Source organism: Vibrio sp. 1978 (genome assembly GCF_033344345.1).
On sequence record NZ_JAWPOP010000001.1, the window covers coordinates 221167 to 240194 of the forward strand.

Genomic DNA, 19028 nt, shown 5'->3' on the forward strand with positions numbered 1-19028 from the left:
TTACTGCCTCTAAATACGATCAGTTAGCTAAAAGCAACGGAGGCTGTAATGGCAGGCGACACTAATCAAGAAAAAGACAATGAAAAGCTTAACGATGCGGTAGAGCAAACAGAAACGAAGGATACGGGGACAAAAGAAGAAAAACAGCAGTCGACCGTCTCTTCGACTGTAGCGACCGGTGCTGAAAGTGCAGATGCTGTTGATGAAGCCAATCGTGCGATGGAAGAAAATCCTAGTGGCGCGGGTACGGAAGAAGAAGCAGTGAGCTCGGGTGGCGCAGTTCAAGAAGAGGATACTGAAAGTAGCAGCGACTCTGACGCTACACAATCCAATGTTGTTGATAGTGTAGCTTCTAGCGGAGAATCAGGTGACCAGGCTCTGGGCAGCGGTGGTTCGGATTCTGGGGCGGGTGCCCAAGCGGTCGGTGGTGGTGATGCCTCTGGCTCTGAAGGTGGTTCGGACGCAGAAGGCAATGAAGCGCAAGGACAAGCGGTACAAACTTCATCTGCGCCAAGTGCTTCTTCAGACTCTGAAGGTTCTCAAGGTGGTGACGAGCTAGATTCAGAAACCACTGAAGAGAGCTTCGCGGTGGATGTACAAGACACCAGCGAAGAAACCACGACGCAAGTAGAAGACGATTTCGACTCCGAAACTACGAGCGAAACGTTCCAAATTAAAGTCGAAGGTGAAAATGACGCGCCAGAAGTAGGGCAAGATCTGGCATACATCATGGATGAAGATGGCACCATTACCTTCACGCAAGAACAACTTCTCGGGTACGCGAGTGATGTTGATGGCGATGATCTTGCCGCATTCAACGTGCAAGTGGGTGCTAATGCATCCGTTGTGGATAATGGTGATGGCACTTATACCGTCACACCTGATACTGATTTTAATGGTGAACTCGGCTTAACGTTTGATATCAGTGATGGTCAAGAAACCATTTCTAGCTCGATTGATTTAACTGTTCGTCCAATCAATGACGCACCAGTGCCTGAAGATAAAACCTTTGAGATTGAAGAGGATGGTACGCTGATCTTCACCGATGCTGACCTGCTTACTGGCGCAACGGATATTGAAGGCGATAACCTAACAGTTGAGGGCGTAAGCTACGACGGTGGTGACGGCATCCTGACCGACAACGGTAATGGGACTTACACTTTTGCGCCAAATGAAAACTTCAATGGTGACGTAAACTTCAGCTTTGATGTGTCCGACGGTACGGATACGGTTTCTGCCAACATTGATGTCAGTGTTACGCCAGTCGATGATGCGCCAGTGTCTGGCAATCTTGCTTACTCGGTGGACGAAGATGGCTCGATTCGTTTGAGTCAAGAACAGTTGTTGTCGCAAGCTTCCGATGTGGAAGGCGATGCACTGACGGCTTCTAACCTTTCGGTAGATGGCAATGCGACGGTGACTCAAAATGACGATGGTAGCTTCACCATCACGCCGGACGCAGATTTCAATGGTGATATCGACATCAGCTTCGATATCTCAGATGGCACGAATACCGTTCAAGCAACCGCTGACCTAACCGTTAATCCAATCAACGATCTGCCTGTTCCTCAAGACCAACAATTCAGTGTGGAAGAGGACGGCACTCTTCAATTTACTGATGCAGATCTGCTTGCAGGTGCTACCGACATTGAAGGCGATGACCTTTCTGTAACGGGAATCAGCTATGAAGGCACCGACGGCGTTCTAACTGACAATGGAGATGGCACATATAGCTTTGCGCCAAATGAGAACTTCAATGGCGATGTGAACTTCAGCTTCGACGTATCTGATGGCACAGATACGGTTTCAGCGAATGTAGATGTGAGCGTCACGCCGGTGAATGATCCTCCGGTGGCTGGTTCAACGTCTTACACGGTTCACGAAGACAACTCTATTACCATTTCTGACGCGCAACTGTTGGCAAATTCTTCGGATCTAGAAGGGGATGTCTCGATTGATAGCGTGAGCTACTCTGGCAGCGATGGTGTGTTGCAAATCAATGGCGACGGTACGTACACCTTCTCTCCAAATGAAAACTTTAATGGTGAAGTGACGCTTGATGTTGTCGTCGCTGATGAAGAAGGCGCAACGGATGTCACCACTGCTGGCATTACGGTGCTGGAAGTGAACGATCCACCAGTCGCAGGACCAACTTCTTACACCATTGATGAAGATTCTGTTCTGACCTTTAGTGAGTCGCAAGTGCTGTTGAATGCCTCTGATGTGGAAGGCGATGTAGAGCTTGTTGGCATTAGCTACGATGGTCCGGATGGCATTTTCACCGTTAACGATGATGGCACGTGCAGCTTCGCGCCAAACGAGAACTTTAACGGGCAAGTTCAACTTGATGTGACCATTCGAGATGAAGATGGAGCAGAAGTTGATACCGTCATCAATGTGAATGTATTGCCAATCAATGATGCGCCAGTATCGGGTGATTTGGCTTACAGCGTTGATGAAGACGGTGCAATTACGCTCAGCCAAGAGCAGCTTCTTTCTCAAGCGTCTGATATTGAGGGCGATGACCTGACTGCTAGCGATTTGACTGTAGATGGAAACGCAACCGTCACAGCGAACGATGATGGCAGCTTCACGATTACACCAGATGCGGACTTTAATGGTGACATTGATATCCAATTCAACATTACAGATGGCACAGACACTATCCAAGCAACGGCGGATCTAACGGTTAATCCAGTTAACGATCTTCCTGTTCCTCAAGACCAGCAGTTCAGTGTTGAAGAAGATGGCACGCTTCAGTTTACCGATGCAGACTTGCTTGCTGGCGCGACCGACATCGATGGCGATAACTTAACGGTTGATGGCATTAGCTACACAGGCAGCGATGGTGTGCTGACTGACCACGGTGATGGTACTTACACCTTTGCACCAAATGAAAACTTCAACGGCGATGTCAGCTTTAGCTTTGGTGTTTCTGACGGTACTGAGACCGTACCAGCCAACGTGGACGTGAGCGTCACTCCAGTGAACGATCCTCCGGTTGCGGGTTCAACGTCTTACACGGTTGATGAAGACAACGCGATTACCATTTCCGACGAGCAGCTTCTGGCTAACTCTTCAGATGTGGAAGGTGCAGTGTCCATCGATAGCGTGACCTATTCAGGCACCGATGGCGTATTCCAAGACAACGGTGACGGCACTTACACCTTCATGCCGAATGAGAACTTCAGTGGTGACATCAGCCTTGATGTGATTGTGGCGGATGAGCAAGGAGCGATTGACGAAACGACCGCAGGCATTACCGTCATTGAAGTGAATGACCCTCCAGTTGCCGGTCCAACGTCTTACACGATTGATGAAGATTCAGTACTGACATTCAGTGAGTCACAAATTCTTGCCAACGCATCTGATATCGAGGGTGATGTAGAGCTTGTTGGCATCAGCTATGAAGGCTCGGATGGTATCTTTACCGTCAATGGCGATGGTACTTGTAGTTTTGCGCCAAACGAGAACTCCAATGGTCAAGTTCAGTTGGATGTGACCATTCAAGATGAGAATGGGGCAACCGTTGATACGCACATCAATGTCGACGTATTGCCAATCAACGATCCACCAGTATCGGGTGATTTGGCTTACACCATCAACGAAGACAGCTCAATTACGCTAAGCCAAGAGCAACTGCTTGCCAAAGCGGGCGATATTGATAGCGAGAACCTTGAAGCCATCAATCTATCGACAGATGACAACGCGACAATTCAATACAACGATGATGGCAGCTACACCATCACACCAGATGAAAACTACAACGGTGACCTAGATCTGACCTTCGATATCATTGATAACGATGGCGGCTCGGTACAAGTTGGTCTGGATATTACGGTTAATCCTGTGAATGACTTGCCACAAGCGCAAGATCAACAGTTCACGGTAGAAGAAGATGGCACCTTGCTGTTCACGGATGCAGACCTATTGGAAGGTGCATCGGATATTGATGGCGATGATCTGTCTATCGAAAACGTTCTCTACACAGGTGCGGATGGTGTACTTACCGACAATGGTGATGGCACTTATAGTTTCGCGCCGAATGAGAACTTCAACGGTGATGTTCAGTTCACATTCGATGTGTCTGACGGCACAGGTTCAACACCAGCATTCATTGATGTCAGCGTGACACCAGTGAACGATCCACCGGTTGCCGGTTCTACGTCTTACACGGTTCAAGAAGACGGTCAAATCACCATTAGTGACGAGCAGTTGTTAGCTAACTCTTCTGATGTGGAAGGCGATGTAGCCTTGGCGAATGTTAGCTACTCTGGTAACGACGGTAGCTTCGTGGACAATGGCGACGGCACATATACCTTCACGCCAAATGAGAACTTTGACGGTAACATTTCTCTCGACGTTACGGTCATCGACCAAGATGGTGCAACGGATACGACAACCGCAGGCATCGATGTTATCGCGGTGAACGACGCACCTGAAACATCAGGCATTCAAGCTGAAGTGGATGAAGATAATGCCATCACCATCACGCAAGAACAGTTGCTTGCGAATGCGACAGACATTGAAGGTGATGACCTTGTTGCCAGCAATCTACAAACCAATGACCCGGATGCGACGATCGTAGCCAACGATGATGGTTCATTCACGATTACGCATACGGAAAACTTCAATGGTGAGTTGGACTTCACTTACAACATCAGCGATGGCGAAAATGATGTTCTGACCACGTTGGATCTGACCGTTAATCCTGTCAACGATGCGCCAGAAGCGGGTGACGAGATCTTTATTCAAGCAGAAGAAGACCAAACAGTGGGTGTTTCTCTGCGTGAAGAGCCTGCGTTACGTCTCGACCAAGCCCCTGAAAACGGCATCATTGAAGCAAATCTAAATGACGAATGGGTACAGCTAGAAGTCGGGCAGGAGGTTCCTGCAGACACGGAAGTGCGCTTCATTCCAAATGATGATGCATTGGCAAACGGTACGCATACGAGTCAAATTGGTACCTTTGACGACAACGCCAGCCTTGATGATTGGGGTACTGCTGTTGACCCTTACACACGTGAGTTTGTTGATGGTGATTTGAAAGTTACCGTTCAAAGTAATGATGACCCACTCGGTGCGTGGAATGGTAAAACACACATCGGTCACGGTATTGGTGATACTGACCGCCAAGGCTTGAGCGGTGATGAAAAACTGACTGTGACTGTTGAAGGTCAAGACATCAACGAAATCAGCTTCCACCTAGATGGTCTAGGCGGCTGGTTTATGGAAGAGTCTCGCCACTTTACCGAAGTCGAAATTCGCGCATTCAACTCTGATGGTGACTTGATCGACTCGATGACTTACCACAAAGAAGATCGTGGTAGCTATGAGACGGATTACACCCTAACGGTGAACGAGCCGGTGTCTTACTTTGAGTTAGGTACGATTCAAGGTAACGGTACATACGTGGTTCAAAACATGACGGTTTCGCAAACTTGTCATGATGAAGCGGTGTTCACATCTATTGGTGTGGATGGCACGGAAATCACTGAAACGGTAGAACTGAATATCCGTGAAGGTGACAGTGAAATCGAACTGACGGCTGATCTGCCAAATGTGACCATCGATACCGAAGGTTCTACGCAGTTTGCCTCTGTGGTAATCACAGAAGAGCAGCTTCTCGCACAAGCGAGTGATATCGATAGTGACGTCCTTGATATTCAAAACCTAGAGCTGGTGGGGGATAACGCGGAGCACGCTACGTTAACCGACAACGGCGATGGTACGTGGACAGTCACACCAGATGAGAACTTCTACGGTGAGATTGAGCTTGGCTACCAAGTTACGGATGGTGAACTCACTGACGACAACATCATCAACATCAACTTCGAAGCAGTAAACGATGCGCCAATCGTTTCTGGTCCGATTGTATTGTCGACTGATGAGGATGTGGGCATTACGTTTAGCGCGGACGATCTGCTTGCGAATGCAAGTGATGTGGAAGGTGATGCGCTGTCTATCTCTGATATCTCTTACAGCGGTGATAACGGTGAGCTTGTCGATAATGGCGACGGCACTTACACCTTTATGCCGAATGAAAACTTCAATGGTGAAGTCGATATCGATTACAAAGTCTTCGATGGCACCGATGAAGTCGATACTCATCTAGACCTGACCGTTATTCCGGTCAACGATGTGCCAGTTCCTGGTGCACCGCTGCATACTCAAATGCTAGAAAACGGCACCATCATCATCGAAGCAAAAGACCTGTTATCAGGTGCGACCGATGTGGATGGCGACATTCTTCATATCGAGAATCTACTGCTTGTTGACCAGTCACAAGGTACGTTGACAGACAACGGCGACAACACCTTTACCTTCGAGCCAACTTCGAACTTCTACGGTGAAGTGAACCTGACCTTCGACATCAGCGATGGTCAAGCAAGCGCACCAAGCACTGCGAAGATCGATGTTGAGATCGTCAACGAAGGTCCAGAGGTAAGCGGGCCTGTTGATGCGGTCGTCGATGAAGATGGCTCAATTACCATCACTCAAGAAGACTTGTTGGCGAACGCGACGGACGTGGATGGTGACAACCTTGAAGCGGTGAACCTGTCGACCAACGATCCTAATGCAACCATCGTTGAGAACGCTGATGGTAGCTTCACGATTACACCGAGCGAAAACTTCTTTGGTGAAATCGAATTTACTTATGACGTAACTGACGCGATTGAAACCGTCGCTGCGGATCTAAACCTCACCGTTAACCCAGTGAACGACCTGCCAGATGTACCTGATTTGTCCTTCACCACAGAAGACGGCGAAGCCATCACGATTACTGAAGCAGAGCTGCTGGCTCAAGCGACGGACATCGAAGGCGATGACTTATCTGTTGTGAACGTGACGAGCTTAAGCGATACGGTTCAAGTGACAGACAATGGTGATGGCACTTACACGTTAACGCCAGAGCAAGGCTTCTTTGGTAATGTTGACCTCACGTTTGATGTGAGCGATGGCACCGATGTGGTGGCGGCAAACATCGACTTGAAAGTTGAGTTCGTCAACGACGCACCAGAAGCAGCACCAATCGTGGCAGACGTGGACGAGGATGGTTCTATCCTCGTGACACAAGAAATGCTGCTTGAAAACGCCAGCGATCAAGATGGTGATGACCTATACGCAACGGCACTAGAAACCAATGATCCGAATGCCTCTATCGTGGATAACGGTGACGGCACCTTTACCGTTACGCCTTCACAGCACTTCAATGGAGACATAGAGTTTACTTATGAAGTAAGCGACGGTGAATTGAGTGTTGCCAATGAAATGACGTTGACGGTGAACCCAGTCAATGACATTCCAATTGTTGCGCCTGGCATGTACCACATTGAAGAGGATGGCAGCATCCTGTTCACGCAAGAAGATCTTCTAAGTGGCGCGATTGATATTGATGGTGATGACCTCACCGTTACCAGCATTAACTACTCGGGTGATGAAGGTACTGTAACGGACAACGGTGACGGTACATTTAGCTTCGTACCAGAAGAGCACTTCAGTGGTGACTTGCAGTTCAGCTTTACGGTTTCTGACGGTACTGATGAAGTTGAGCAAGACATTAATGTCCATATCGAAGCCGTGGCAGATGCGCCAGACCTAGTCATCACTGATGGCGATGGTCGAAACGTGGATGACCAAGCGATCTTGGTTGAGCCAGGCGGTATTGTTGAAGTGAACATCGCCGCAGCATTGGTTGACCAAGACTTGTCAGAAACGCTGACTGTGACCGTTGATGGTGTTCCTGAAGGTTCGGTGATCAGCTACGACAACGAAGGGGTACTTAACGATCAAGACAACGGTATCACCAGTTTCAACGATACTGAAATCACGGTTACGTTTGAAGGTGAAACCGCGGGTTACCAAAATACAGCGGGTTACTACAAAGTCGATGAAGATGGCAACATCACGGGCGTTGAAGTGGTGTACGAAAACGCCTCTCAAGTTGGCGGCGGCGGTGACCTCGTTCCGGGACAAGATCAGTTCAGCTTCCAAATCTCGGAAGGGGAAAGCTTCAACCTATTCTTAATTCCTAACGGTCATAACTTCAATGACTTTGCGTCCATGCAAGATGGTCAGTACGAGTTCCGTGCAGCAGATGGCTCTCCTGCGAACATGGATACAGTTGACCCACAACTCGTGTTTGTTGGCGCTGATGGTTCTGAAACCGTGATTCAAAGCCAATTCGGTGATGCTGTCTTCCATGGTGGTTCAAGCTCAGAGCTGAACCAAGATGGTATTGAACATACCCGAACTACTGTGAACGAAGACGGTGAACTGGTTTACGGCTTTGAAGATCTCTACGGTGGCGGCGATGCCGATTACACCGACTTCAACTTCACCATTGATGTCGGTGAAGTGAACAGCCAGATCTACAGCGGTGAAGTGACAGTCGGTCCAGATGGTTCTGTAACGCTTCCAACCACAGCAATTGAACAAGAGCTACAGATTCAATTGCCAGAAGACTTTAACCAACAGCTAGAAATCAATGTAACGGCAACGGCAACAGAGCTATCAAATAATGATTCTGAAACCGTTTCTCAAACCATCTACGTCAATGCAACAGGTGCCCACATTGAACATGCGCCTGAAGCATTGCCTGTTTCAGCGATGGTTGAAGAAGATGGTTCGATCCTAATTACGCAAGAAGATTTACTCGCTAATGCGCGTGACTTGGATGGAGACCAACTGACAGCACTGAACTTGGCAACGGATGATGAAAACATCACCATTACAGACAATGGCGACGGTACTTACACCTTAACGCCAGATGCGGACTTTAATGGTTATATCACCTTTACGTTCGATGTGTCTGACGGCGATGATGTTGTCTCAACCAACCTTGAGTTATTGGTGTCACCAGTTAATGATGCGCCTGAACCACAAGATCAAGCGTTCACTGTTGGTGAAGATGGTGTGCTGACCTTTACTGATGCGGATCTGCTAACAGGCGCTACCGACATTGAAGGGGATGACCTATCTGTTGAGGGCGTCACTTACACAGGCGCAGACGGTGTTCTTACTGACAATGGTGATGGCACCTACAGTTTCGCACCAAACGAGAACTTCAATGGCGACGTGAACTTCACTTTCGATGTTTCCGATGGCACGGATACCGTGACGGCAAATATCGATGTAACAGTTACGCCAGAGAACGATCCACCGGTGGCAGGCAGTACGGCTTACACCGTTCATGAAGACAATTCGATTACCATCAGTGACGAGCAGCTATTAGCGAACTCATCGGATATTGAAGGCGATGTGTTGATTGATAGCGTGAGCTACAGCGGTAACGATGGTGTCCTGGAAATCAACGGTGATGGTACTTACACCTTCTCACCAAACGAGAACTTCAGTGGCGAGGTGAGCCTAGATGTTGTCGTTGTCGATGAAGAAGGTGCAACGGACTCTACCACTGCTGGCATTACTGTGATTGAGGTAAATGACCCACCAATCGCAGGTCCTACTGCATACACTATCGATGAAGACCAAGTTCTAACCTTTAGTGAATCGCAAGTGCTACTGAATGCTTCGGATGTTGAAGGGGATGTTGAGCTAGTAGGCATCAGCTACGACGGTCCAGATGGTATCTTCTCAGTAAACGGCGATGGTACTTGTAGCTTTGCACCGAATGAAAACTTCAATGGTCAAGTGCAGTTGGATGTGACCATTCGTGATGAAGACGGTGCAGAGGTCGATACTTACATCACAGTCGATGTCTTACCAATCAATGATGCACCAGTATCGGGCAACTTGGCTTACAGCGTCGACGAAGACAACTCAATCACGTTGAGTCAAGAGCAGCTTCTTGCTCAAGCATCGGATGTAGAAGGCGACGCATTAACCGCATCTAATCTAGTGGTTGATGGCGATGCAACGGTTACGGCAAACGACGATGGTAGCTTCACTATCACGCCAGATGCGAACTTTAATGGCGACATTGATATCACGTTCGATATCAACGACGGCAGCGATACTATTGTTGCAACAGCGGACCTAACCGTTAACCCAGTTAATGATTTGCCGCAGCCAGAAGATCAAGCGTTCACCATTGGTGAAGATGGCGTGTTGACCTTCACTGATCAAGACCTATTGGATGGTGCAACGGACATCGATGGCGATGACCTCTCGATTGAAGGCGTCACTTACACAGGCGCAGATGGTGTCCTAACTGACAATGGCGATGGCACTTACAGCTTCGCGCCAAACGAGAACTTCAATGGCGACGTGAACTTTACCTTCGATGTTTCTGACGGCACGGATACCGTGACCGCGAATATCGATGTGACAGTCACTCCAGAGAACGATCCACCGGTGGCAGGCAGCACGTCTTACACAGTGCATGAAGACAACTCGATCACCATCAGTGACGAGCAGTTACTGGCGAATTCATCAGACGTCGAAGGAGATGTCGCGGTTGATAGCGTTAGCTACAGCGGCACAGATGGTGTGTTCCAAGACAATGGTGACGGTACGTACACCTTCTCGCCAAACGAGAACTTCAATGGCGAAGTGAGCCTAGATGTTGTCGTGGTCGATGAAGATGGTGCGACGGATTCGACTACCGCAGGTATTACAGTACTTGAGGTGAACGATCCACCAATTGCAGGCGCGACCAGCTACTCAGTGAACGAAGACGAAGTTATCACCATTAGCTCTGAACAGCTATTGGCAAATGCTTCTGACGTTGAAGGTGAAGTTGCGATTGATAGCGTCAGCTACAGCGGCTCCGACGGTATCTTTACCGATAACGGTGACGGCACATTCAGCTTCGCACCAAACGCCAACTTTGATGGCGATGTTAGCCTAGATGTTGTGGTTGTTGATGAAGACGGTGCAACTGCGTCAACTAATGCAAACATCGATGTATTGCCAATCAACGATGCGCCAGTATCGGGCAACTTGGCTTACAGTGTCGATGAAGACAATTCAATTACGCTTAGCCAAGAGCAGCTTCTTGCTCAAGCATCGGATGTAGAAGGGGACGCGCTAACCGCGACTAACTTAGTGGTTGACGGTGATGCAACGGTTACGGCAAACGACGATGGTAGCTTCACTATCACGCCAGATGCGAACTTCAATGGCGACATTGATATCACGTTCGACATCAATGATGGCAGCGACACTATTGTTGCAACGGCGGACCTTACTGTTAACCCAGTTAATGATTTGCCGCAGCCAGAAGATCAAGCGTTCACCATTGGTGAAGATGGCGTGTTGACCTTCACGGATCAAGACCTGTTGGATGGTGCAACGGACATCGATGGTGATGACCTATCGGTTGAAGGTGTGAGCTACACTGGCGCAGATGGTGTCCTAACCGACAACGGTGACGGCACTTACAGCTTCGCTCCAAACGAAAACTTCAATGGCGACGTGAGTTTTACCTTCGATGTTTCCGATGGTACGGATACCGTGACCGCGAATATCGATGTGACAGTCACACCTGAGAACGATCCACCGGTTGCGGGCAGCACCTCTTACACAGTGCATGAAGACAACTCGATCACCATTAGTGACGAGCAGTTACTGGCGAATTCATCAGACGTCGAAGGAGATGTCGCAGTTGATAGCGTTAGCTACAGCGGCACAGATGGTGTGTTCCAAGACAATGGTGACGGTACGTACACCTTCTCGCCAAACGAGAACTTCAATGGTGAAGTGAGCCTAGATGTTGTCGTGGTAGATGAAGACGGTGCGACGGACTCAACCACCGCTGACATTACTGTTCTTGAGGTGAACGACCCACCAATCGCAGGCGCGACCAGCTACTCCGTTAACGAAGATGAAGTCATCACCATTAGCTCTGAGCAGCTATTGGCGAATGCTTCTGACGTTGAAGGTGATGTCGCGATTGATAGCGTCAGCTACAGCGGCTCCGACGGTATCTTTACTGACAACGGCGACGGTACATTCAGCTTCGCACCAAACGAAAACTTCAACGGTGATGTTAGCCTAAATGTTGTCGTTGTTGATGAAGACGGTGCAACTGCGTCAACCAATGCAAGCATCGATGTATTGCCAATCAATGATGCGCCAGTATCAGGTGATTTGGCATACAGCGTGGATGAAGACGGTTCTATCACGCTAAGCCAAGAGCAGCTTCTTGCTCAAGCCGGCGACGTGGATGGCGATGACCTAACTGCATCCAACCTCACTGTTGACGGCAATGCGACCGTTGTTGCGAATAATGACGGCAGCTTCACTATCACACCGGATGCGGACTTCAATGGCGACATTGATCTGAGCTTCGACATTACAGACGGCGATGCGACCATTCAAGCCACTGCCGATCTGACTGTGAACCCAGTGAATGACTTGCCAACGGTTGGTCAGCCACAGTTTGTTACGCAAGAAGACACCAGCTTCACCTTCACCGAAGAGCAACTGCTGCAAAATGCAGGTGATATCGATGGTGATAACCTAACGGTTGAAAACGTTGCTTCTGACAGCGGTACTTTGGTTGATAACGGTGACGGCACGTACACCTTCGCTCCGAATGAAAACTTCGATGGCAACGTCAACGTGACGTTTGATGTCAACGATGGCACCGTAACGGTTCCTGCAGAAGCGAACATTGATGTTCAATCTGTGGTTGATATGCCAGAGTTGTCGATTGCTTCGGACTTGGTAATTGCCTCTGATAACTTCGAGTCTGGCTCGAACGGTTGGAACGCGAATACTGAAAGTTCACAAGGTTTCGAAACAGGCGACATGCTGGGTCGTATTGGTGGCACTGGCGGTGATGAAGCGGTCAGCAAAACCTACGATATCCCAAGCGATGTCAATGAAGTGAATATCTCGTTTAGCTTCTACGAAATCGATTCTTGGGATGGCGAGTCGTTCCAAATCTTTGTCGGCGGCGAACAGCTAACCACCTTGGAGAACTCCGCGTTCCGTACTCAAGATGGTACGACAACGCTTTACGACTCAGATGGTAATGAAGTGGGTGAAGTGATCCACGGAGCCTCTCAACGTGAAGGCTTCAGTGGTTGGAACGACCAAGCACACCAAGTGAACTTAACCGTTCCGGTGGAAGACGGTCAGCTTCAGTTAGGCTTTGGTTCTACGCTAAACCAAAGTATTCCTGACGAGTCATTCGGCATCGACAACATTGAAATCACGGTAGCGGACGCGGATTACCAAATCATTGGCACCGAAGATACACCAGTGCCGCTTGATATCGATGCAGCGTTAACCGATACCGATGGTTCAGAAAACCTCTCTATCTTGATTGAAGATGTGCCAGAAGGCAGCGCGCTATCAGCGGGTGTCGATAATGGTGACGGCACTTGGTCACTACAACCGGGCGAGCTAGAAGGGCTAGAGTTTATTCCTTCTGCGGACTTCAATGGCGATGTGACGCTAACCGTGAATGCAACCTCTACAGATGTGGATACCGGAACCACGGCAACAGCAACGCAAGATGTGACGATTCATATCTCGCCAACCAATGATGCACCAGAAGTGACGGGTGATATCAGCGCAGTCACTGCCGAAGACAATAGCATTACGCTAACTCAAGAGCAGTTACTGGAGCACGCTGTTGATATCGATGGCGATGACTTAAGTGCAATCAACCTGAGCACCAATGATGAAAATGCAACGGTTGAAATGAATGAGGATGGCAGCTTCACCATTACTCCGAGCGAGAACTTCTACGGTGACATCGAGTTCACCTACGATGTGACTGACGGGGAAGAAGTGGTTGCTGCTGGCCTCGACTTAACAGTAACACCAGTCAATGATGCTCCAGAGCCACAAGATCAAGCGTTCACCGTGGGTGAGGATGGTATTCTTACCTTCACAGATGCAGACCTATTAACAGGCGCGACGGATGTAGAAGGTGACAACCTAACCGTTGAAGGCGTGACTTACACAGGTGCAGACGGTGTCCTAACCGACAATGGCGATGGCACGTACAGCTTCGCACCAAACGAGAACTTCAATGGCGACGTAAACTTTACCTTCGATGTTTCCGATGGCACGGACACCGTGACCGCGAATATCGATGTGAGTGTGACGCCAGAGAATGATCCACCAGTGGCAGGCAGCACGTCTTACACAGTGCATGAAGATAACTCGATCACCATCAGTGACGAGCAACTACTGGCTAATTCGTCTGATATCGAGGGTGATGTTGCGATCAGCAGCGTGAGTTACAGCGGTAACGACGGTGTGCTAGAAATTAATGGCGATGGTACTTACACCTTCTCTCCAAACGAAAACTTTACAGGCGATGTTAGCCTTGATGTTGTCGTGGTTGACGAGGACGGCGCGGTTGATACAACAACAGCGGGTATTACCGTTCTTGAGGTGAACGATCCACCAATCGCAGGCACAACCAGTTACACCATTGATGAAGATGAAGTTATCACCATCAGCGCAGAACAGTTGTTGGCAAACTCTTCCGATATTGAAGGTGAGGTAGTACTAGATAGCGTGAGCTACAGTGGCAGCGAAGGTATCTTTACCGACAATGGTGATGGTACGTTCAGCTTTGCACCAAACCAAAATTTCAATGGTGAAGTGAATCTTGATGTTGTAGTCGTGGACGAAGATGGTGCGACCGCTTCGACGACGGCAAACATTGATGTTCTGCCAATCAATGATGCTCCGGTATCGGGTGACTTGGCTTACAGTGTCGACGAAGACAACTCAATCACGCTAAGCCAAGAACAATTGTTGGCACAAGCAACGGATGTAGAAGGTGATGCACTAACCGCTTCCAACCTAGTGGTTGACGGTGATGCGACGGTTACGGCTAATGACGATGGTAGCTTTACTATCACGCCTGACGCGAACTTCAATGGCGACATTGATATCACGTTCGATATCAATGATGGCAGCGATACTATCGTTGCAACGGCTGACCTAACGGTTAACCCAGTCAATGACTTGCCGCAGCCGGAAGATCAAGCGTTCACCATTGGTGAAGATGGTGTGTTGACCTTCACTGACCAAGATCTGCTTGATGGCGCAACGGATATCGATGGTGATGACCTATCGGTAGAAGGTGTCACTTACACTGGCGCTGATGGTGTCCTAACCGATAACGGTGATGGGACCTACAGCTTTGCTCCAAACGAGAACTTCAATGGTGATGTGAACTTCACTTTCGATGTGTCAGACGGTACGGATACGACCTCTGCCAACATTGATGTGAGTGTGACGCCGGAGAACGATCCACCTGTGGCGGGCAGCACGTCTTACACCGTACATGAAGACAACTCGATCACCATCAGTGACGAGCAACTACTGGCTAATTCGTCGGATATTGAAGGCGACGTAGACATCAGTAGTGTGACTTACAGTGGCAACGATGGCGTCTTCCAAGACAATGGTGATGGTACGTACACCTTCTCTCCAAACGAGAACTTCAATGGTGAAGTGAGCCTTGACGTTGTGGTTGTCGATGAAGACGGTGCGACGGATTCAACCACCGCAGGTATTACGGTACTTGAGGTGAACGATCCGCCAATCGCAGGTGCGACAAGTTACTCTGTCAATGAAGACGAAGTCATTATCTTCACGGAAGAGCAACTGCTAGCGCAATCAAGTGATGTGGAAGGTGACGTGAGCCTAGAAAGCGTCTCTTACAGTGGTAGTGACGGCATTCTAACGGCGAATGACGATGGCACTTACAGCTTCGCACCAAATGAAAACTTCAACGGTGGCGTAAGCCTAGACGTAGTCGTCGCTGATGAAGACGGTGCAACTGCGACAACCAACGCGAACATTGATGTATTGCCAGTCAACGATGCTCCGGTATCTGGCGACTTGGCTTACAGCGTCGATGAAGGCGGTTCAATCACATTGAGTCAAGAGCAGTTACTGGCTCAAGCGGGTGACGTCGACAGCGATAATCTAGAAGCGGTGAACTTAACCGCGGTAGCCAATGCAACCGTTGTTGAGAACCAAGATGGTAGCTTTACGATTACGCCTGACGCGAACTTCAATGGCGATATCGACCTAAGTTTCGACTTGATTGATAACGATGGTGCGAGCGTGGAAGTGGGCGTCGACCTAACGGTGAACCCAATTAACGATGCGCCGCAATCAACGCCAGTGAATATTGCTGGCACCGAAGATACCACCATTCTTATTACGCAGGACATGTTGCTTGCTAACGCGACAGACATCGACAACACCTACGATGAACTGTCTGCTGTCGACCTAGTGATTGATGAGCAATACGGTGACTTGCTAGACAACGGTGATGGTACTTGGTCATTCACTCCGGCTGAGAACTTCAATGGTGATGTGCCAATGTCGTTCGGCGTCAGCGATGGTGATTTAGTTACGCCGGTTGAAGGCAATCTAAACGTCGAAGCGGTTAACGATGCACCAGAAGCGCCAACCATCCAGATGCAAGGCGAAGAAGATGTGGTCATGGTGATTGACCCAGCTTACATCGCTGATCAAGTTACGGATCTTGATGGTGACGAAATCAGCGTAGAAAGCATCACGGTTCGTGCTCCTGCAAACGCGACATTAACCCAGCAGCCAGATGGTATGTACCACTTGGTGACCACTCAAGACTTCAATGGTTTGGTGGAACTGGGCTACACCGCGACGGATGGTGAAGAAGTGGTTGAAGGCTCGTTGAATGTGGATGTCATCCCAGTCAACGATGCTCCATTCAATGTGGGTAATGCCTTTATGGCAACCGACGAGGATGGCGCATTCACCTTCGACGCTGGCGACTTGATGAACTTGTTCGGCGATATCGACACTGAAAACCTAGTCGTATCACGCATTATCACCGCAGAAGGTGAATATGGTGGTGAGGTAACGGACAACGGTGACGGTACTTGGACATTCACACCGACTGGCGATTTTGCAGGGGTTTCTGACTTGCAAGTTGTGGTAAGTGACGGTGAGTTTGAGACGGTACTTGATGTACCAGTGTTTGTTCGCCCTGTTGCCGATGGCGCAGTCATCACAACCGACCATGATGGTCCGTTAGTCTTCGGTGAGGACGAAACAGGTCACCTAGGCTTGAATGTCGGTCTGATCGACGATTCAGAAACGCTAAGTAACCTAGTGATGACTGGTTTCCCTGTTGGCTTCGAAGTTACGGATGGTGTGAACACCGTTACCATCACGGAACCGGGTCAATACATCGACTTGAACGAGTGGGATATCTCAGACCTGCAAATGACGCCTCCGGCTGACTTTAATGGCGAGTTCTTCGTAACCGTGACCGCAACAACGGTGGATTATGGTGACGAGCCAGAAGAGTTCGAAGATGGCATCGATTCAGGTGACTTCGAAACCTTAGCGGGTGAGCCAGTTGTACTAACCGCAGATGACCTAATCGGATTGGCAGAGAATGTGGACGCTGACGCGGGTGATGAAGTGAAATTCGTTCACCTAGCTGATCGCAGCCAAGGTGAAATTGTCGATAACGGTGATGGCACATGGACATTCAATCCAGCACCAGGCTTTACGGGTGAAGCGGATATCGCTTACGTGATTGATAAAGACGGTGTGCTTCATGATGAGCAAACAGGCGTGGTCGTGAAAGAAGACGCACCACAAGAGAATGCTTCACCAGAAATCGACAGCATTTCTACCACAGAAATGGCAGCGGATGGCACCTTGTCGTTCACCAATGATGACATGCTATCGACCTTGAGCGATGCAGAAGGCGACAGCTTGAGCATTGAGTCAGTGAGCCTAATGGAAGGTCAAGGTGTGATAGAGACCGATAACCAAGGTAACTACCAATTCACACCAGCAGAAGGCTACACCGGAGATGTTCAAGTTGGCTTCATTGCAACTGACGGTGAAAACCGCATTGAGAGCTTCTTCAATGTCGACATCCAAGGTGAAGGTGAAACCACAACCAGCGAAGGCTACGCACTGGCTGATGATGGTTCACTAACACTAACGGAAGCGCAGTTGATTGATGAACTTGGCATTAGCCCTTCTGCAGAAGTGTTGGATGTCGCCGATGCAAACGATGCTGGTTTCTTTGCGAAATCAGGTGATGAAGAGTGGACATACTGGCCGAACGATGACTTCGATGGCAATTTGGCTATGGATGTTCAGGTCAACGACAATGGTGAAGTATTGACTCAGAATCTGAGCATCCAAGTTGCGGACGATTCAGCGCAAAGCGACGAGCCACAAATCCAAACTGCTCAAGCATCAGCAGAGCAGCAAGTTGGCGAAGCGCAACAGCCTGAAGAGCAAGCAGCAAACGGTGCAGACAGTGAAGAGGAGAGCGCAGCTGATGTGACTGCAGCACCAGGCGATACTATTTCTATCTCGGTTCCAGATGAGGTCAGTGGTAACGAATCGGTGGATTATGCAGAAATGTCCGGTCTACCTGATGGTGCATCGGTAAGCAACGCACTGGATAATGGCGATGGTAGCTTCACATTAAGTGGCAACCTCAACCAACCAGTATCAGTTGACCTACCAGAAGGTTACGAAGGTACGAGCGAAATCCAATTCCAAGGTTACGACGAATTGGGCAGCGCAGTAGAAGGTGCGAGTGGCACAGTTGAAGTTGAAGTCGATGATCAATACACCATGCAAGGTTCTGCTCAAGATCAGCAACCAGATATGGCGGGTATGGAATCTGGCGGCAGCGACTGGACAAGTGCAGGAGGTCAAGATCAAGGTGTTGACTTCACGGATGACTCTGGCAGCTTCGACTCGGATACTCAAACGGGTACTGACCAAGGCAACGATTTCGATCAAAGCTCAATGTAACCAGTCCTAGACGAGGGCAGTGTCATTGCTGCCCAAACCAAAGCCATGCAGAGCCTACTTTGCATGGCTTTTTTGTTGGGCTTCTTTCTATGAGCTCTAGAAAAAAACTTGGAAATTGAAAAAAGTATTCTTAGCTAGTTTATACCCAAGTAACCTCGAGATGTTAGGTTCAGCGAGAATGGCTTGGTTTGTAGACGCGGCGGCGATTTAAAGGTCTAGTGGGTCTAAATCAAGAATCGACAACAAAGTATACAAACCAAGACAGCTCGCCCTTCGGGAGCGTGTCATTGACTCGGTTTCTG

The 19028-nt window shown here is 49.0% G+C and carries 1 protein-coding gene; it reads left to right on the forward strand.

The window, feature by feature from the left end; translation table 11 throughout:
* The first annotated feature begins 48 nt into the window (after positions 1–48).
* Positions 49–18726, forward strand: coding sequence for a tandem-95 repeat protein (locus R8N49_RS01010; protein WP_258490083.1), 18678 nt, complete (start codon positions 49–51; stop codon positions 18724–18726).
* Positions 18727–19028: the final 302 nt, after the last annotated feature.